The organism is Fictibacillus phosphorivorans (assembly GCF_001619875.1).
GTDB classification, from domain to species: domain Bacteria; phylum Bacillota; class Bacilli; order Bacillales; family Fictibacillaceae; genus Fictibacillus; species Fictibacillus phosphorivorans_B.
In genome coordinates, this window is the sequence record NZ_LRFC01000037.1 from 232,624 (window position 1) to 249,467 (window position 16,844).

Sequence of the window (16,844 nt, forward strand, 5' to 3'; positions counted from 1 at the left end):
GAAAACACTAGGAATAACAAGAAGTTTAGAGTGTTGAGACGTTACTATTGAAAGCGTTTTTAATATGAGTGATAATACACTTGGATTTATAATCTTTTTTTGTGAAGTACGAACTTTTTTGATGCACAATCATAAAATAGTATACATTATTTAATTTAATGTGTTATACTAATTTTCGAATATATCACTCTAGGATAAAGGATGGTACTGTCTGATATGAATACTTTGGAATTTACGACAACCTTAAATGAGCTTGTGACCCGCGAAACAACTCACCAGAACTTACCTGTTCCGGTTTTAGTAGAAAAATCTCTTAAGCGCAAAGAGGGCATCCTGACATCCACAGGAGCACTTCAAGCTACTACGGGAAAATACACTGGCCGTTCCCCTGAGGACAAATTTATCGTTGAAGACGCTTCCGTTAAAGATTCAATTGACTGGGGAAAAGTAAATAAGCCCTTTTCACCCGAAAACTTTGATAAATTATACAAAAAAGTACTTCAATACTTAGGCAGCAAAGAAGAGTTATTTGTATTTAAAGGATATGCTGGTGCAGACCGTGAGTACCGCCTTCCTATTCAAGTTATTAATGAATACGCTTGGCATAACCTGTTTGCTCATCAAATGTTTGTACGCCCGAACCAAGATGAGCTGGCTGCTCACGAATCTCAATTCACGGTAGTTTCCGCGCCTGGATTCCAAGCGAATCCAGCAGAAGATGGAACAAATTCTGAAACATTTATCATTATATCCTTTGAGAAACGCATCATCCTTATCGGTGGTACAGAATATGCTGGTGAAATTAAGAAATCCGTATTCTCAGTTATGAACTACATTCTCCCCGAAAAAGGAATTCTCTCTATGCATTGTTCAGCAAATGTTGGCAATGAAGGAGACGTAGCGCTTTTCTTTGGTCTCTCTGGAACTGGAAAGACTACCCTTTCTGCTGATCCAAACCGCCGTTTGATCGGTGATGATGAACATGGCTGGGCTAACACAGGAGTCTTTAATATTGAGGGCGGATGTTATGCCAAAACAATCGATCTATCGAAAGAAAAAGAACCCCAAATTTGGAACGCGATCCGTTTTGGTAGCGTATTGGAAAATGTAATGATCGATCCTGATTCAAGATTAGCTGATTATAAGGACTCAACTTTAACTGAAAATACTCGAGCTGCATATCCAGTAGATGCAATACCGAATATCATTCAACCGAGTGTTGCGGGTCACCCTAATACGATTATCTTCTTAACAGCTGATGCATTCGGAGTATTGCCTCCAATCAGCAAACTAACGAAGGAACAAGCGATGTACCATTTCTTGTCTGGCTACACAAGTAAACTTGCTGGAACTGAAAGAGGTGTAACATCACCACAAGCAACGTTCTCTACTTGCTTCGGTGCGCCTTTCCTTCCATTACCAGCAACAGTTTACGCTGAAATGCTTGGAAAGAAAATTGATCAGCATAATGTGCAAGTGTATCTTGTTAACACTGGCTGGTCTGGCGGTGAATACGGGGTAGGAAGCCGTATGAACTTAGCCTACACTCGCTCAATGGTGCAAGCAGCACTTGAAGGTGAACTAACTTCTGTTGAAACGGTTGTAGATCCAATCTTTGGTCTTCATATCCCAACACATTGTCCAGGTGTACCTGATCAAGTTCTTCAACCAAAGAAAACATGGGAAGATCAAGATCAGTATGATGTGAAAGCAAAAGAACTTGCGCATAAATTTAAAGCAAACTTTGAAAAGTTTGACTCGGTGTCATCTGAGATCTCACAAGCTGGACCATTAGTATAATCAAAGAAACAGTCTCCCATTGTTAAGGGGAGACTGTTTTTTTGTATTTATTGGAATTTTTTCCTTGCAAACTGACACTAGTGTCATTTATAATAGTGACATAGATGTCAATTATATTTTAGGGGCTGATCAATTGGAACAATCTTCAGAAACACTTCTGCGTAACAAACCGTATCGATACTTAGTTTCTGCTCAACTTATTTCGAACCTTGGTGACTGGATATCCATACTAGCCATATTTACTCTTGTAGGGCTAAAATGGAATGCAACACCACTTGAAGTTTCTTTGATTATCTTATCCCTCGCAATTCCCATGACATTATTAGGACCGATCACGGGGGTTTTTGCTGATCGTTTAGAAAGAAAATACATCATGATCGCATCTGATATCGCAAGAGGATTTGTCATTATGGGTTTGATTTTTGCTGATCAATTATGGCACATCTATTCGTTATTATTTTTACTTGGTGTATGTTCTTCTCTTTTCAATCCCGCAAAAAACGGAAAGATTAAGGAAATTGTACCAAATCAGCATATGCAGCAAGCGGCATCTATAAGCTCTTTGATTGAAAATGGCACAAAAATTATCGGTCCTGCATTAAGCGGATTTCTTCTTCTTCTCTGGGATATCAAAATGATCTTTGTCATTGATTCGTTATCATTCTTTCTATCTGCTCTTCTATTGCTTATGATTCCAGTCAACCCTTCCAAACTCCAAACTTCATCAATAGAAAATAAAGCTTCACAGAGTTTTACAGGAGAAATGAAAAATGGTTTTTTGTTTATTAAATCTGTTCCATTCATTTTTTATGGAACGATATTAATGGCCGTGATGATGTTCGTATTGCAGATGGCCGACTCACAGTTTGTTGTTTTATTTAGAGACCTTAAAGAGGTTTCCTCGAGCTTGATTGGAACAGTTATGGCAGCATCAGGTGCTGGATTTATTATTTCAGGTCTTTTACTAAGCAAGATCGAAGTAAAAAAAACAGTGAACAGTATGATAAGCGGTTGCTTCATATTAGGAGCAGGTTTCGGAAGCATCGCATTTCTTACTTATTTTCAGTTGCCATTCCCTTATGTATGGGCGTCTATCTTGGCATGCATCGGCTCATTAGGAGCAGGTTTCGTCTTTATTCCGTTCCAGTCAACTGTTATGAAGGCTACACCTTCTGAAATGAGCGGACGAACACTTGGCACAATCGGGAGCATCATGATGTTTTCAAGTTTAACGGGACCTCTTGCCGGCGGAATTCTAGGAAACTATATTGGCGTCGTTCCTTTGTTCCTGGCAGCATCTAGTGGATTATGCCTAATAAGTGTGATAGCCTTTTTCTTAAGAAAATCATTTGGAAAGGAAAAAGCAGAATATGTCACCGAAAGTAACAGAGAGTCACAAAGAGCAGCGGAGGCTCAGCATTCTTAATGCGGCTAAAGAGATCTTTGCGAAAAAAGGATACGAAGCTTTTGTTATGCAAGATGTAATCGATGCCGTTGATTTGAGCAGAGGTGGTGTGTATTCTTACTTTTCCAATAAGGAAGATTTGTTTGAATCCGTCTTGCACTCCATGAATGAATCGTTTCGTGATGGAATTGAACGGCTAGCTCATACAGATTCGATCTGGCAATCTCTTTCTAACGAATTTGAGAGCTTTAAGGAGATTGAAGACAAACAAGATTCATTTACTGCTGTACAGATCGAATTCTTTCTGATTAATCGAAGAGTACCAGAGAAAGCTGCTTATTTTAAAAACCGTTACAAATATGCGACTGACCAATTTGTTTGGCTGTTTCAGCAAGGGGTAGAAAAAGGAGAATTTCAGCCAAGATATCCGGTAGAGGCCATCGCAAGATATTATATTACCTTTAACGACGGCATTCATATTTCAACGATATTCGTATCAAAACAAGATATTGATTACAACCAGCAAATTGACCTTTTCTTGTCCCAATTGGCATACATGTTAGGCGTCAAACAAAAGTAAAAGGAGCTCATTGAGCTCCTTTTCCATGTTCCTTCATCCATTCACAAAGTGCGTATGTAATTTTCCGATTTTCTTTTGGCGGGAAGTAGTGCGTATATTCGGGATAGATCCATGTTTCACATGGCTTTCCTAGCTCTTTTAACCTTTTTTCAATTCTATGTGTATGCTCCACACTTACGTTTTCATCCTTCATTCCATGGATACAAAGCAATGGCGCTTCTAACTCCCCTATATAATTTAGAGGTGATCTCCACTCAAATTCTTCCGGGTATTTATCTGGTGTTCCTCCAATAACCCGCTTCATCATCCTCCGCAAGTCTTCTCTCTCTTCGTACGTAACAGCCATATCCGTTACTCCACCCCACGTTACAACCGAGCGAATCTCTGGAAACTTTATAGCAGTAAAAAGAGCCATCGGCCCCCCTCTTGAAAAACCAAACACATGAATGTTGTTTTCATCTACTTTTGGGAACTGTTTTAGTACTTCAAATGCAGCAAAAGCATCTGTTCGGTCTTCGCCAGCAAAATCCTCGTTCCCCTCACCACCTTGGTTGCCACGATAATAAGGAGCCATAACAACAAACCCTTGAGAAGCGAACTGAATGATTCTAGCAATCCTTACCATTCCTACCGATTTAATTCCGCCTCGAAGGTATAAAAATCCCGGAAATGGCCCTTTTCCTTCTGGTAAAGCGGCAAGTCCTTTAATTTTCAATCCATCATTTAAATAAGTGACCACATACAGGCGAATGGTTGGATGTGGGGAAGGAAATCGCTGCCACTCTATCATTTTTGCTTTTTTCATTCCGACACTCCTTGTTTTTTAGTAGGCAAACACACATTTAACGCAATCACATACATTATTACATAAAAGTCATGACTTCATCCCTATTTGCAGGAGGATCCGATATGATACAGATTAAAAGAAATTTAAGCATACTGTTCACTTGTTTATTAGCCTTCTCCTTGCTCTTTGCTGGGTGCAGCACTTCAAGCCCTAAACAAGAAAAAGTCCGGATTGCAGAAGTAACCCGCTCCATCTTTTATGCCCCTCAATATGTTGCTATTGAAAAAGGATTTTTTAAAGAAGAAGGTTTGAATGTAGAGCTGACAACCACCTGGGGCGGGGACAAAACGATGACTGCCTTATTATCAGATGGTGCTGATGTTGCACTTGTTGGTTCAGAAACAACAATCTACGTACATGCACAAGATTCAACAGATCCAGTTATCAATTTCGCACAATTAACCCAAACAGACGGTACGTTTTTAGTGGCCCGTAAAAAGCCTGAGTTCTTTTCTTGGGATCAGTTAAAAGGCAGTACGTTCTTAGGACAGAGAAAAGGCGGCATGCCGCAAATGGCTGGTGAGTTTGGTCTTAAAAAGCATGGCATCGATCCAAAGAATGACTTAACGATGATACAGAATATTGATTTCGCCAATATCGCAAACGCGTTTGCATCTGGCACAGGTGATTACGTTCAGCTTTTCGAGCCTCAAGCAAGCCTTTTTGAACAAGAAGGAATCGGACACATCGTAGCCTCTTTCGGGACAGAATCAGGCAAGATTCCTTATACCACATTCATGGCAAAAGAAAGCTACATGAAAGAGAACAAAGAAACCTTAGAAAAGTTTACAAAAGGGTTATACAAAGCACAGCTCTGGGTGGAAAACCATTCTTCTAAAGAGATCGCTGAAGTGATTGCACCATATTTTGAAGATACCCCTGTTGAACTAATCGAAACAGTTGTTGAACGCTATAAAGGTCAGCACAGTTTTGCACTCAACCCTATTTTAGATGAAGAGGAATGGAATAATCTTCAGACGATTATGGATGAAGCTGGAGAGCTTCCGAAAAAAGTGGATTATAACGTTCTTGTTAACACCTCATTGGCAAAAGAAGCCATTAAATAAAAGGCTGTTATTGTATCGTTCTTAAAACCGTTGAGTCTCGTTACAGATGCTCCCCCGTTGTGAGGTGAGCATAAGCAGCTAAAGCGGAACAAAAAAATCAGGAGGGATCGTCGTGGCTTTTTTACAACTAAAATCAGTCGGGCAAACCTACTTTTCTAAGACCTCTGCCACAACGGCCTTGGAGGATATAACGCTTTCTGTCAATGAGGGAGAGTTCATTTCCATTCTAGGACCTAGCGGATGCGGAAAATCCACACTTCTATCGATTATTGCAGGCTTGTTGCTTCCCACTGTCGGTTCAGTCATGGTAAACAACCAACGAATTACTCAGCCACATCCAAAGATAGGCTACATGCTGCAGCAAGATTACTTGTTTCCTTGGAAAACCATAGAGGATAATATTACGATTGGTTTGAAATTGAGAAATCAATATTCATTTGAACACATTCAAGGTGCATTCACATTATTAAAAGAAATTGGATTAGACCATACAAGAAGCAAATACCCTTCAGAGCTTTCTGGAGGAATGAGGCAGAGGGTTGCGCTTGTTCGCACTTTAGCTACCCATCCGAAGATGCTTTTACTAGATGAACCCTTTTCTGCACTTGACTATCAAACCAAGTTAAAGCTTGAGGACCTTGTATCTTCTACTTTAAAAGAACACGGTAAAACGGCTATTCTTGTAACACATGACATCGGTGAGGCGATTGCAATGAGCGACACTGTTATCTTGTTATCAAGCAACCCAGGACGTATCTTCAGAACATTTAAGATTCCAGAAACCCTGAGAGCACTCCTGCCCTTTGAAGCACGACAGCATCCAGACTTTTCTGCAACCTTTCAGCAAATATGGGAGGAGTTGGAGCACATTGAACAAAACGATAATGAATGAGAAACATAGAGAATACCTTCAATCCTTAAAAAAAGAAAAACGAAACATCCGATTTGTTCAGCTGCTCATATTTATCAGCTTTTTCCTACTATGGGAAATCTCTTCAGTTAAGGGGTGGATTAATCCTTTATTGTTCAGCTCACCAACGAAAATATGGACGCTCTTTCTTGAAAAAGCCAGCGATGGCTCACTATACCTCCACGTTATCTTTACCCTTGGAGAGACTGTCTTAGGATTTATTTTAGGAACTTTGTTAGGTACCTTGCTGGCAGCTTTACTTTGGTGGTCACCATTCTTATCAAAAGTACTTGATCCCTATCTTGTCGTTTTAAACGCTATGCCGAAAGTAGCATTAGGACCGATATTAATCGTTGCGATCGGTCCGAACTTCGGGTCCATTATCGCTATGGGGATCCTCATTTCCATTATTATTACTACACTTGTCGTATACACGGCATTTCAAAATGTTGATGCTAATTATGTTAAAGTCATTCGGTCTTTTGGAGGAAATAAAAAACAGTGCTTTAAGGAGGTTATCCTTCCAGCCTGTTTTCCAAATATTATCTCATCTTTAAAAGTAAATGTAGGGTTATCATGGGTTGGGGTAATTGTAGGAGAGTTCTTAGTCTCAAAACAAGGGTTGGGATACATGATCATATATGGTTTCCAAGTCTTTAATTTTACCCTTGTATTAATGAGTCTTCTCATTATAGCTATAATGGCAACAGTTATGTATCAAGGAGTAGAATTATTAGAACGGAAACTTATTAAACACCGCTCATGAATCAAGAAGATTAGGCCAGGGAATGTTTGAGTGCATATTTCATGCTCTCACTCAGAACCTGGTCTTTCATCATGAAGCTAAACGACTTATTCGTAGATACATCTTCAGGAAGCTCGCTCAATAAAACAGGTCCGTTCGTTTCAAAATATCGGTTTTTTAACAGAATCTTATCTACAGTTGCAACATATATATTCTTAATAATTTTTCCGCCTTTTCCATCCACGTAATATTGACCAATATATTTGAGATTTGAAACTCTTCCACCTGTTTCTTCAAACACTTCACGAATAGCAGCTTCATCTGCAGTCTCACCTGGTTCCACTTTTCCACCTGGAAACTCTATTCCACGCCTTGGATGCTCGGTTAGCAACCATTGATCTTTAAACTTACACAAACACCATACATGTTTAGGTGTTTCCGAAAAGGGGTGGTCTGAAAACGACAATTGTACAGTGTTGTTATAAAAGTCTTTAAACGTAATTATATCCATCACACTACTCCATCTCGACTGTTTCCTTTATTGTAAAGTTCACAACATTTAAAGTCCATTTGTTTTAATCGTGAAAAAACATGGGAAGGGATACCCCATGTTTAATCAACAGATGCAAATGTAATAATCCAATTTCCATCCAAATATTCATAACCTAGTGTAATCTCATATGTACCATAGAGATCTGATGTGTTCTTCTGATAGACCCGATAAGAAGTATCAGAAAGCTGTTTAATGTTAACGGGTTCATTTTCCTCAAGCCATGGTGGGAGCTCTGTAGGAATAATGTACAACGAACTCTCTTTTTCCTCAAATAATCCGTCTGTATAATATGCAGCTATATCTTTTGACACAAAATTCATTAAGTATGTCATATATTCCTCTTTTGTGGAATAATGTAAAACTCTATAGTTTTCATCTGTTTCTTGTTTTAAAGCTTCAATAAAGAGATTTGCTCTTTTCTTCGCAATCTCCTCCGTAAAGGCTGGAATCTCTTGATTATTGCTACTTTTATTGTTTTCCTCAGCCTTAACAGGTTGATTGATTATTTCATCCGGAGCACCGGGTTTCTCTTGTACGTTCTCTGAAATGTTAGGGACAATTAGAAATGATAGCATAACAGCAAAACAAAGTGCTATAAAAGCTTTCATGATCATTCACCGCCTGACATTGTTTTCTTACTATAATCTATTCACTGTATCCGTATTTTTAAACATTTTTTAAAAAGAAGATTTTGGAAAGCTTTATTGCTTTTGGAAGCGGTTGATTTTCTGCTCCAGGATGCTCGCTTTCCGCGCGGTCCTCGTCGCATGCCTTGCTCGATGTATCTCAGGTAGTAGGCGGTAGTAGGCACGCTCCAATCAACTTATCAAGGAAGAAATTCGAATAAAAAACCTCTAAAGCAAATTTCTTTTTGGAAAGTTCAATTCAAATATACGAAATAAAATAAAACAAATTTAAAATTCTAACAGGTTCTTTTTGATTTTTTACTTTTCTTGCCGATTTCATACAATCCAGTTGCTGCCAAGCCGGCTATTCCTCCAGACCACAGCCTTAGTTCGGCATTCATATTCGTAAAAGGGGAAGCTAGTAAACCGATAAATAGCCCTACAAAAAAACTGCAAATCGGTATATATTTTTTCGGAAACGGGAAAGTACGTTTTAAGAGCTCCATCATCGCTGTCACCAAAGGAGCCAATAGTGACGAAAACATGAGTACTTGCTCCAACAGGACCACCCCTCCCTATTTTCTAGCACGACCTTCCTTTATGTATTTTAAAGATTCAAGCTTCATAACTTATTTCCTGCCAGACAAAAAAATACTTTTTGTCCTAAACAGAAAAAAAACACCATGCATAAAATAACGTGTTATGATTTTTTTCGATTATTTTATTGAAATGAGTCCATACTAAATTGTAACGAAAGGCAAGACAGGAGTGAGTTTTATGGTAAAAGGCGACGATCTATTTTTAATACGTTTGGAAGCAAATGAAATCTCTTGGTGGGAATATGCAAGAAATGTCTCCCCAGTGTCTAGACCAAAACAATACTTAACCTACTGGTCATTTTTAAGAAATAGAGGGAAACTTCCCAGAAGAGTAGTAAAAGAAGCGGAATGGCGTATGGAAGCCAGAAGAAAAGGATTACTCGATACTTAAGTACAAAAAAGCAAAAGACCTTTAAAAAGGCCTTTTGCTTTAATTTTTTGTATGGTTAGGCTGTATCGTTACTTCTTCTTACTAATCCAGCATCCTTTGCCTGATCTGTTTTATCCATCTAAATGTTATTAGTTATGTAATTTTCTTAACAGACCGTTCAATTTCCGTACTTTTGATTCATATTCAGGCTTTAACTCATATTCCAAATCTTTCAGTTCAGAGTCTACCACTTCATAAGCATATCCCTGACTAAGTAATGCATCAATTAATAGTTCTTTATCCTCGTCTGTAAGGTTATTTTTCGTTTTTGTATTCATTGATGTGCCCCCTCTCGTATATAAAATCATTATAACGTGAGGCTATCTAGCGTATCCTTACTAAAAATTTGGAAATTTTAATTTTATCGCTAACTTGTAATCACAACCCAAGCAATAGCACCTAGTATGATAAGAATGTTTGTAAAAATATCTAGAATTCGAGTGTCCTTTTTAAGGATATTTCCAGTAAAAAATAATAATAGGCAAATACAGAAAATGATAGCTAAATAAAACCCAATAGCTGACCATGAAACGTACAGTAAGTGATTATACATAGATATCCCCCTAATATCAGATTTCATAAATCGAAGGATAAGTCTCGTAAGGTAGCTGGCTGGCATATTGACTAAAATGAAGCCCCTATAGCTTTGCGTCCTCACTTTTCAGCGAGTTTGCCTTTATCAAACGATTTATGGCAGATCATCTCGTATTTTGTCGTAAAGACAAGACATATTTCCCACTCATAGGGATATTATACCAAAGAAACACTTATTTAGATGCATATTTTTTTACTATTTAAAAAAATCAGCTAATATGGTTTTCTTGATCAATGTATTGAGCATTCTTCCATTCTAACTCTAGTTCACTTAGTGTGAATTCGGTTAAATGTCTGTGATCTTCATATCCATACAACCCTTTATGAATCAGATGTTGAATCAATCGCTGTTTGCGGCCTTCAACAGCTCTGCGAAGCTGCCCTTTATTATGATTCATTTAAATCTTCTCCTTTTTGTTAGCTGTTAAACATTTTAACCACATAAAAGAAGATTCAAGCCTTATTTTTCTAAACAAATAAAAAAGTCCCTTCGAGGAAAGGAACTTTAATGTAAACCGCGTTTAATGCAAGACAGATTTACTCCACTGTTCATAAACAGAATTAGGCGCATTCCAGCACAACCAGGAAACCATTGTTTTAATACCTTGTTGACTAACTTCCCAATATTCCCAGCGCCTCTTGGAGAGATTCTCATAGATTCCTGTTTGGTTTACCCAATCATCCACATTAAACGCCTCCTATTTATTTGCTTTATAAAAACTTCTTGTTACATTCCTTATTTCCTTTTTTTTACGTTTGTAAAACTTCGACAAAAGGAAACATAATACTACAATCCTATCGTTATTGTACTTATATAAAGCAAAAGTCATACATATGAGGAGAATAAAATGGACTTATTTTGTTTACCAACACTAGAACTTGCAAAAAAACTGTTAGGTATGGAGCTTATTCATCAGGATGATAATGATGGTTTAGTTTCAGGATATATTGTTGAAACAGAAGCATATCTAGGGCCTGAAGACCGTGCAGCCCACTCTTATGGAAACCGAAGAACACCAAGAACAGAAGTAATGTTTCATGAGGCAGGAACGATTTATACCTATTTCATTTATGGAATGCACGTATGCTTTAACATTGTTTCAGGACCATTTAATAAGCCTGAAGCAGTATTAATAAGAGCAATACAGCCGGTAAAAGGGATAAAGAATATGAGGGAAAGAAGAGTAAATATAAAGAATGATATTCAGCTGACAAACGGGCCGGGCAAGCTTTCTAAAAGTATGAATTTTACTTTATCTGATAACGGAAAGAAACTAAATGAAAGCAAAATAAGAATTGAAGAAGGATTTAAAGTAAAAGAAGGAGAAATCGCAGCAGGTCCACGAATTGGTATTCAATATGCTGAAGAAGCGGTCCATTATCCTTATCGATTCTGGATAAAAAACAACCCTTACGTATCGCGCTAATACGCAGGGTTGTTTTCTTTTTCTTTCGTGTCTGAAGCTTCTTCATCATTCATATAATCAACATTTACAGCTCTATTCGTTTCCTGCATCCAACCCAGGTGATAGTAGGTCTGTTTTTTAATCGATACATATTTTGCTTGCATAATGAAAAGCCAGACAAGTACAAACAACGTTGTTTTTAAGACATTTTCAGCAGTGAACGCTGCAGCTTCAAGGGGCAGGACGTTAACTGCAATACTTGAGATCAAACCTATTAATAGAGCAGTCAATATAAACAAAGGGTGGTTTGTACGTAAAAATTTCAAACGCTGGTGAAGATAGGTTTGAACGAAAAGACGCTCTTGTGCATTGAATTGAAGATATCGGCTTTTGGCTGACTTTGCGTTAGCTAACAATCCCTTAGATTTATCACTCTGCCAAAGCGATTTTAAGAATAAGGTAAATTCAATATCTTGAGAGGATTCAATGACCATTTTTCGATGGATAAAATTATGAGCCTGATAAAAAGTAATTCCATTAATCATAAGGCTTAAAAGTGCCGCCCCTGCGACGATAGTGACCGCAAAAACAAACCAAAAGTTATTCGCCCCACTTTGTATTAACTCTATGAGAGGAGTAGTAACAGTCTGAATCTGTACCCATATGACCTTACCAGTAAGCATTAATATCTCTAGCCATTTTTCCAAAAAGATCACTCCGCAGTATCATTATGTATCTTTCTATTTTAGCATGTTTTCTTATCTTTGCTTACATTTATTTACTCATATTTAAATATAAAAAAAGCTGCAGAGAATTTCTCTGCAGCTTTCATATCAATCTATTATGCACTAACCTCGTGATCTCGAGCTCCAAGATGTTTATCTTCACCTTTATCAACGATTACTGCACAAGCAGCATCTCCTGTGATGTTGACAGCCGTTCTTAACATATCAAGAAGTCGGTCAACACCAAGGATTAGAGCGATACCCTCAACTGGTAATCCAACTGAGTTTAATACCATGGCTAGCATGATTAATCCAACACCAGGTACCCCTGCTGTACCGATACTTGCAAGAACTGCTGTTAGGATAACTGTCAACATCGCACCGATACTTAAGTCTACATCATATACTTGTGCGATAAAAATTGTTGCTACCCCTTGCATAATCGCTGTTCCATCCATGTTAATCGTAGCGCCTAACGGCTGTACAAATCCACTTACAGATTTGCGAACACCAAGGTTTTCTTGAGCTGTTTTCATGGAAATTGGAAGTGTAGCATTTGAACTTGATGTACTGAATGCTACTGACATTGCAGGCGTAAATCCTTTAAAGAACTTTACAGGATTCATTTTACCTAAAAGTGCAACAGATCCACCGTACGTGACGATTGAATGAATTGCTAAGGCCGCAATTACGATCGTCATGTAGAGTCCCATAGCTTTAATCGCATCCATACCCTGGCTTCCGATTGCCGAAGCGATTAGAGCAAAAGCCCCGTATGGAGCAAATTTCATTACTACATTTACAAGGTACATCATGATATCGTTACCTTGTTCAATCAAATCCATAATTCCTTTTGTTTTGCTTCCAAGCATCGTTAACGCGAAACCAACAAATACTGAGAAAGCAATGATTTGAAGCATGTTTCCATCAGCCATAGCCTGAACAGGGTTGGTAGGAATAATTCCTAATAACGTATCTGTAACAGCTGGAGCTTCTTGTGCTTCAAATTTAGCTCCTTCGGTTTTAAAGTCACCTACGCCTGGTTTAAAAATAAGTGCTAAACTCATAGCAATAATGATGGCGATTGTTGTAGTAGCTAAGAAGTAACCGATTGTTTTTGCACCGATACGTCCTAATTTCTTCGGATCACCTAATCCTGCAGTTCCTAAAACGATTGAAAAGAAAACAATTGGTACAACAAGCATTTTAATAAGATTTAAAAACAATGTTCCCACTGGCTTTAAAACGTATTTATCCAGTGTTGCGAACGCATCTGGCAAGGCTAAATTAAGAATAAGTCCTGCTACAACCCCTAGTGCCAGCGCGATCAAAATTTTCGTTGACAATTTCATAAACGCATCCCCCTTTATTAGAAAATTCTTACTATTGTTACTATAGTATGAGGAGTGTGTCCTAATACATGCCTAAATTTTTATGTTTGCTGCACATAAAAACCCACGAAAATAGAGAGGATTTTCCGTGGGATACACCGCAACACATAGACTTAGCCCATGTATTAAAGCTCTCTCTCCAAAAACGCTTACGAGGTTAGCTGTCGGATTAGGGAATTGAGAGTTATCCCTTTTGTATTATACAAATTCATCCCGAGGCGTAATGCCAATGTTGTGGTTCCCCCGCTTCTTCTCTTCAGTCCTAAGAATAGAAGTGAAGAATTCAGCGAATCATATTAATATGCTCTAATTTTATCAACATACATAAAAATTTGTCAAGAAAACGCGATATACTTATTTATTCCAATTAAAAGTTTCATCATTAATGTTTTCCATATTCTTCTTCTACCCCATAAGTATCAGGGTAACATCGAAATATATAGAAGGTTTTATTTTTCAGGGAGGTATAGTTAATGAAAATTGTATTTTATGAAAAAGGTGAATTAAGTATTATCGTTGGTGCTTCAAAATTAAAAGGAGAGCTGACGATTGAACAGATAAAGAACGAAAGTGAAAAGAAAGCAAAAGAACTTGGAGAGTTATTAGGCCGAGAGATCGGGTTCTTAATCGACATGAACGGCAAATTGGATGCTCAATTTAAAAAATAGTAACTTTGTTCTGCTTGTACGCTGTGGAACTTCAAAAGGAAAATAAAAAAACCGGTATCTCCGGTTTTTTTTATTTATACATAAGCTAGCGAAAGCTTTTCTCTATTTTTTTTAAATACTGCCTCTGGCCTTCCTGCCTCCTGAATCTTTCCATCATGCATTAGAACAATCCTGTCTCCAATCGCACGAGCATCCTCTTCGTCATGTGTAACAAATATAGAGGTAATACCAGTAAGCTTTATAATGTCTTTTAAATCATCACGAATTTGTTCTTGAAGCTTACTGTCCAAATTACTAAAAGGTTCATCGAACATAATTAGCGATGGATTCGGCGCTAAAGCTCTCGCTAAAGCCACTCGCTGCTGCTGCCCCCCACTTAATTCATAGGGATAGCGAGATGCAAACTCTTCCATTCCTACCAAAGTGAGCAGCTCCTCCATGCGGTTTTGCTTCTGTTTACGACTCATTTTATGGAGGCCAAACTTAATGTTCTTTTCAACCGTCATATGTGGAAACAGAGCATAGTCTTGGAAAACTAGACCTACTCCGCGTTTTTCAGGCTGTACGAACCGTAATGAATCATTCATAACGGCACGATCAATCGAAATCGATCCTCTTGCAGGTATTTCAAGTCCTGCAATTAGACGAAGCAATGTGCTTTTCCCGCTGCCGCTTTGCCCTAGGATTACAGTAACTTCACCTTGCTTAAACCCTAAAGAAAGGTTCTCAAATAGAGGTTTACGGGAATTTTTATAATTGAACGTTAGATCTTTAATTTGAACAAACATTATTTTGGCTCCTTTTCTAAAACTTTGTGTAAAAAGAATATCGAAAGTGCACTTATAAAAATTATCACAATAGACGAAACAGAGGCTTCATGAATCCGTTCATCACTAGCATATTGAAATGTTTTTGTAGCCAATGTGTAGAAGTTAAATGGCTGCAGGATGAGTGTTAATGGCAATTCTTTCAAAATATCAACGAAAACCAGAATAAAACCGCCAGCAACCGCTCCTTTTATCATTTTAATATCCACTTTAAAAAAAGTTTTCGTAACAGACATTCCTAATGTCCTAGAGGCATCTGTAAAAGCAGTCCCCACTTTTTCAAAACCAGATTCAATTGAGTTGTACCCGACGGCCAAAAAGCGGACAACATAGGCAAAGATCAGCATGCTGATACTTAAGCTTAAAACAAGCGTAGGCTCAAGCCCTATCCATTCATACAAGACTATAACTTTTTGGTCGAGTGCAAGAAATAACGTAAGTACACCAATAGCAATAACTGCACCAGGTAATGAATATCCTAAAACCGTTATCTTTGAAAAAAACTGGCTGAACCATCCTTTTGAAAGACGACTAAAATTAGCGATTATAAGAGCGGTAATAACAATAAGTGCTGAACCAATTGAAGCCACAAACACTGAATTCCAAATTAAATCAAGAAAAACCTCATTTAAGATCACGTCGTATGTCATATACACCCACTGTAAAAGTTGGATGGAGGGAATCAAAAAAGCAAATGCAAACCATGTAAGGAAAAGGCTTAGAACAGAGTACTTTTTCCAGCCTTTTAGTTCCTTTGGCTGCAGGGGGCGTACTTTTGAGGTTGAATAGCTGTACCGCTTTCGACCTCGTATTAACTTTTCTGCAATGAGAATAAAGACAACGATTACCATCAATGTACCTGCTAATTTTATAGCAGATTGAATATCTCCCATTCCAAACCAAGCTTGAAAAATCGCTGTGCTAAACGTTTGAATTCCAAAATATTTAACTACGCCATAATCGTTAAATACTTCTAAAATGACTAAACTCACACCGCCTACGATTGCTGTTCGAGATATGGGAAGTACTACTTGAATAAAGGTTTGAAAGGAACTTTTTCCTAAAATACGTGCATTTTCGATTAGTGAAGAAGACTGGTTTTCTAAGAAACTTCTTGTAATGATAAAAACATACGGATAGAGAAACAAAGTAAAGATAAAAATGGCTCCTGGTATGTTCATAATGTCAAAAAACTTTTGATCGACCTTAATATCAAAGTGGTTTCTTAGATTGGTTTGGATTACTCCTGTATAGTTAAGGATCCCATGATACGTATACGCTCCGATATAAGGAGGAATAGCAAGAGGAAGAATCATTCCCCATTTAAAGAAACGCTGCAAAGGAAACGTATAGGCAGTCACTAGCCACGCTGCACATACACCAATGATTACAGTAAATAGCCCTGTGAAAATAACGAGTGTTACCGAATTTATAATATAGTTCTTAAGCATGAATTCTTTAATATGTTCCCAATTTTCATTACTCTCCGCGAATAACTGAACCATGATGAGCAAAGCCGGTAAAATGATTAAAATTGAAAAAATAAAGCTAAGCAAAGCCCAACTATTGAATTGCGATCTCATTTTTCGAATCAAATACAACATTTTCACCTTCTTCTTTACTCATCTGCTTAAATCATGCTGTTCGTTGCTACATACGATTAGCCGTATC

General features: G+C 37.8%; 21 protein-coding genes and 2 riboswitches. Of the genes, 9 read left to right on the forward strand and 12 right to left on the reverse strand.

The genetic code is table 11. The features are described from left to right. Positions 1-216 precede the first annotated feature (216 nt). The 3 genes from pckA (at position 217) to AWM68_RS15920 (ending at position 3,785) form a co-directional block, all read left to right on the forward strand. Positions 217-1,800: a phosphoenolpyruvate carboxykinase (ATP) gene (gene pckA, locus AWM68_RS15910; protein ID WP_066243992.1), complete on the forward strand. Its 1,584-nt coding sequence runs from the start codon at positions 217-219 to the stop codon at positions 1,798-1,800. Between the two features lie 133 nt (positions 1,801-1,933). Continuing rightward, positions 1,934-3,226, forward strand: a complete 1,293-nt coding sequence (locus AWM68_RS15915) for an MFS transporter (RefSeq protein ID WP_066243995.1) — start codon at positions 1,934-1,936, stop codon at positions 3,224-3,226. Further along, positions 3,171-3,785 carry a TetR family transcriptional regulator gene (locus AWM68_RS15920; RefSeq protein ID WP_066243997.1) on the forward strand — a complete coding sequence of 205 codons (615 nt, stop codon included), beginning with the start codon at positions 3,171-3,173 and terminating at the stop codon, positions 3,783-3,785. The genes AWM68_RS15915 and AWM68_RS15920 overlap by 56 nt, the downstream gene beginning before the upstream one ends. 7 nt (positions 3,786-3,792) lie before the next feature. On the opposite strand, the gene AWM68_RS15925 is transcribed toward AWM68_RS15920, so the two are convergent. Continuing rightward, on the reverse strand, positions 3,793-4,590 hold the full coding sequence (locus tag AWM68_RS15925; protein WP_066244000.1) for an alpha/beta hydrolase family protein: 798 nt from the start codon (positions 4,588-4,590) through the stop codon (positions 3,793-3,795). A gap of 104 nt (positions 4,591-4,694) precedes the next feature. On the opposite strand from AWM68_RS15925, the gene AWM68_RS15930 reads away from it, so the two are divergent. The 3 genes from AWM68_RS15930 to AWM68_RS15940 all read left to right on the forward strand — a co-directional run bounded on the left by AWM68_RS15930 (position 4,695) and on the right by AWM68_RS15940 (position 7,375). Beyond that, on the forward strand, positions 4,695-5,699 hold the full coding sequence (locus AWM68_RS15930; protein ID WP_156488432.1) for an ABC transporter substrate-binding protein: 1,005 nt from the start codon (positions 4,695-4,697) through the stop codon (positions 5,697-5,699). A gap of 112 nt (positions 5,700-5,811) precedes the next feature. Further along, the gene (locus AWM68_RS15935) at positions 5,812-6,591 is read left to right on the forward strand and encodes an ABC transporter ATP-binding protein (protein WP_066244002.1); all 780 of its coding nucleotides are present in this window, start codon (positions 5,812-5,814) and stop codon (positions 6,589-6,591) included. After that, a complete protein-coding gene (locus AWM68_RS15940) occupies positions 6,584-7,375 on the forward strand; it encodes an ABC transporter permease (protein WP_066244140.1) in 792 nt (263 codons plus the stop codon). Before AWM68_RS15935 ends, AWM68_RS15940 begins: the two co-directional genes overlap by 8 nt. A 10-nt stretch (positions 7,376-7,385) precedes the next feature. On the opposite strand, the gene ytkD is transcribed toward AWM68_RS15940, so the two are convergent. From ytkD to AWM68_RS15955, 3 genes are all read right to left on the reverse strand, one after another. Then, positions 7,386-7,865 carry an RNA deprotection pyrophosphohydrolase gene (gene ytkD / locus AWM68_RS15945; protein ID WP_066244005.1) on the reverse strand — a complete coding sequence of 160 codons (480 nt, stop codon included), beginning with the start codon at positions 7,863-7,865 and terminating at the stop codon, positions 7,386-7,388. A 101-nt stretch (positions 7,866-7,966) separates the two neighbouring features. Then, the gene (locus AWM68_RS15950; RefSeq protein WP_066244007.1) at positions 7,967-8,515 is read right to left on the reverse strand and encodes a hypothetical protein; all 549 of its coding nucleotides are present in this window, start codon (positions 8,513-8,515) and stop codon (positions 7,967-7,969) included. Positions 8,516-8,829: 314 nt separating this feature from the next. Continuing rightward, complete coding sequence (locus tag AWM68_RS15955) at positions 8,830-9,093, reverse strand: holin (protein ID WP_066244009.1); 264 nt, start codon at positions 9,091-9,093, stop codon at positions 8,830-8,832. 217 nt (positions 9,094-9,310) lie between these two features. On the opposite strand from AWM68_RS15955, the gene AWM68_RS15960 reads away from it, so the two are divergent. Beyond that, entirely contained in the window at positions 9,311-9,523 is a 213-nt protein-coding gene (locus AWM68_RS15960; protein WP_066244011.1) for a hypothetical protein, read from the forward strand. Positions 9,524-9,651: 128 nt separating this feature from the next. On the opposite strand, the gene abbA is transcribed toward AWM68_RS15960, so the two are convergent. The 4 genes from abbA to AWM68_RS21525 form a co-directional block, all read right to left on the reverse strand. Then, the gene (gene abbA, locus AWM68_RS15965) at positions 9,652-9,840 is read right to left on the reverse strand and encodes an antirepressor AbbA (protein ID WP_066244014.1); all 189 of its coding nucleotides are present in this window, start codon (positions 9,838-9,840) and stop codon (positions 9,652-9,654) included. Between the two features lie 89 nt (positions 9,841-9,929). Beyond that, a complete protein-coding gene (locus tag AWM68_RS15970; RefSeq protein WP_066244019.1) occupies positions 9,930-10,115 on the reverse strand; it encodes a hypothetical protein in 186 nt (61 codons plus the stop codon). Positions 10,116-10,162: 47 nt separating this feature from the next. Then, positions 10,163-10,247, reverse strand: a riboswitch (cyclic di-GMP riboswitch). A 118-nt stretch (positions 10,248-10,365) separates the two neighbouring features. After that, positions 10,366-10,554, reverse strand: coding sequence for a Fur-regulated basic protein FbpA (locus AWM68_RS15975; protein ID WP_066244022.1), 189 nt, complete (start codon positions 10,552-10,554; stop codon positions 10,366-10,368). A gap of 123 nt (positions 10,555-10,677) precedes the next feature. Then, positions 10,678-10,842 carry a hypothetical protein gene (locus AWM68_RS21525; RefSeq protein ID WP_156488434.1) on the reverse strand — a complete coding sequence of 55 codons (165 nt, stop codon included), beginning with the start codon at positions 10,840-10,842 and terminating at the stop codon, positions 10,678-10,680. A gap of 162 nt (positions 10,843-11,004) precedes the next feature. Here AWM68_RS21525 and AWM68_RS15980 point away from each other — a divergent pair, with 162 nt between their 5' ends. Beyond that, the gene (locus AWM68_RS15980) at positions 11,005-11,583 is read left to right on the forward strand and encodes a DNA-3-methyladenine glycosylase (protein ID WP_066244025.1); all 579 of its coding nucleotides are present in this window, start codon (positions 11,005-11,007) and stop codon (positions 11,581-11,583) included. Here the strand turns inward: AWM68_RS15980 and AWM68_RS15985 are convergent. Both AWM68_RS15985 and AWM68_RS15990 read right to left on the reverse strand, forming a co-directional pair. Beyond that, the gene (locus AWM68_RS15985) at positions 11,580-12,269 is read right to left on the reverse strand and encodes a hypothetical protein (RefSeq protein ID WP_066244028.1); all 690 of its coding nucleotides are present in this window, start codon (positions 12,267-12,269) and stop codon (positions 11,580-11,582) included. The genes AWM68_RS15980 and AWM68_RS15985 overlap by 4 nt on opposite strands. A gap of 134 nt (positions 12,270-12,403) precedes the next feature. Further along, positions 12,404-13,639, reverse strand: a complete 1,236-nt coding sequence (locus tag AWM68_RS15990; RefSeq protein WP_066244031.1) for a dicarboxylate/amino acid:cation symporter — start codon at positions 13,637-13,639, stop codon at positions 12,404-12,406. Between the two features lie 170 nt (positions 13,640-13,809). Next, a riboswitch (cyclic di-AMP (ydaO/yuaA leader) is annotated at positions 13,810-13,977 on the reverse strand. 174 nt (positions 13,978-14,151) lie between these two features. On the opposite strand from AWM68_RS15990, the gene AWM68_RS15995 reads away from it, so the two are divergent. Further along, positions 14,152-14,346 (forward strand): hypothetical protein, encoded by a 195-nt coding sequence (locus tag AWM68_RS15995; protein ID WP_066244037.1) that lies wholly within the window; start codon positions 14,152-14,154, stop codon positions 14,344-14,346. 74 nt (positions 14,347-14,420) lie between these two features. On the opposite strand, the gene AWM68_RS16000 is transcribed toward AWM68_RS15995, so the two are convergent. Both AWM68_RS16000 and AWM68_RS16005 read right to left on the reverse strand, forming a co-directional pair. Continuing rightward, positions 14,421-15,134 carry an ABC transporter ATP-binding protein gene (locus AWM68_RS16000; RefSeq protein WP_066244040.1) on the reverse strand — a complete coding sequence of 238 codons (714 nt, stop codon included), beginning with the start codon at positions 15,132-15,134 and terminating at the stop codon, positions 14,421-14,423. Continuing rightward, the gene (locus AWM68_RS16005) at positions 15,134-16,777 is read right to left on the reverse strand and encodes an ABC transporter permease (protein ID WP_066244043.1); all 1,644 of its coding nucleotides are present in this window, start codon (positions 16,775-16,777) and stop codon (positions 15,134-15,136) included. The genes AWM68_RS16000 and AWM68_RS16005 overlap by 1 nt, the downstream gene beginning before the upstream one ends. Between the last annotated feature and the right edge of the window lie 67 nt (positions 16,778-16,844).

Excerpts from the sequence above, each read along its gene's own strand:
- pckA (WP_066243992.1), top strand. The coding sequence starts at position 217 with ATGAATACTTTGGAATTTACGACAACCTTAAATGAGCTTGTGACCCGC.
- AWM68_RS15920 (WP_066243997.1), top strand. The coding sequence starts at position 3,171 with ATGTCACCGAAAGTAACAGAGAGTCACAAAGAGCAGCGGAGGCTCAGC.
- AWM68_RS15925 (WP_066244000.1), bottom strand. The coding sequence starts at position 4,590 with ATGAAAAAAGCAAAAATGATAGAGTGGCAGCGATTTCCTTCCCCACAT.
- AWM68_RS15930 (WP_156488432.1), top strand. The coding sequence starts at position 4,695 with ATGATACAGATTAAAAGAAATTTAAGCATACTGTTCACTTGTTTATTA.
- AWM68_RS15940 (WP_066244140.1), top strand. The coding sequence starts at position 6,584 with ATGAATGAGAAACATAGAGAATACCTTCAATCCTTAAAAAAAGAAAAA.
- ytkD (WP_066244005.1), bottom strand. The coding sequence starts at position 7,865 with ATGGATATAATTACGTTTAAAGACTTTTATAACAACACTGTACAATTG.
- AWM68_RS15950 (WP_066244007.1), bottom strand. The coding sequence starts at position 8,515 with ATGAAAGCTTTTATAGCACTTTGTTTTGCTGTTATGCTATCATTTCTA.
- AWM68_RS15960 (WP_066244011.1), top strand. The coding sequence starts at position 9,311 with ATGGTAAAAGGCGACGATCTATTTTTAATACGTTTGGAAGCAAATGAA.
- abbA (WP_066244014.1), bottom strand. The coding sequence starts at position 9,840 with ATGAATACAAAAACGAAAAATAACCTTACAGACGAGGATAAAGAACTA.
- AWM68_RS15970 (WP_066244019.1), bottom strand. The coding sequence starts at position 10,115 with ATGTATAATCACTTACTGTACGTTTCATGGTCAGCTATTGGGTTTTAT.
- AWM68_RS15975 (WP_066244022.1), bottom strand. The coding sequence starts at position 10,554 with ATGAATCATAATAAAGGGCAGCTTCGCAGAGCTGTTGAAGGCCGCAAA.
- AWM68_RS15980 (WP_066244025.1), top strand. The coding sequence starts at position 11,005 with ATGGACTTATTTTGTTTACCAACACTAGAACTTGCAAAAAAACTGTTA.
- AWM68_RS15990 (WP_066244031.1), bottom strand. The coding sequence starts at position 13,639 with ATGAAATTGTCAACGAAAATTTTGATCGCGCTGGCACTAGGGGTTGTA.
- AWM68_RS15995 (WP_066244037.1), top strand. The coding sequence starts at position 14,152 with ATGAAAATTGTATTTTATGAAAAAGGTGAATTAAGTATTATCGTTGGT.
- AWM68_RS16000 (WP_066244040.1), bottom strand. The coding sequence starts at position 15,134 with ATGTTTGTTCAAATTAAAGATCTAACGTTCAATTATAAAAATTCCCGT.
- AWM68_RS16005 (WP_066244043.1), bottom strand. The coding sequence starts at position 16,777 with ATGTTGTATTTGATTCGAAAAATGAGATCGCAATTCAATAGTTGGGCT.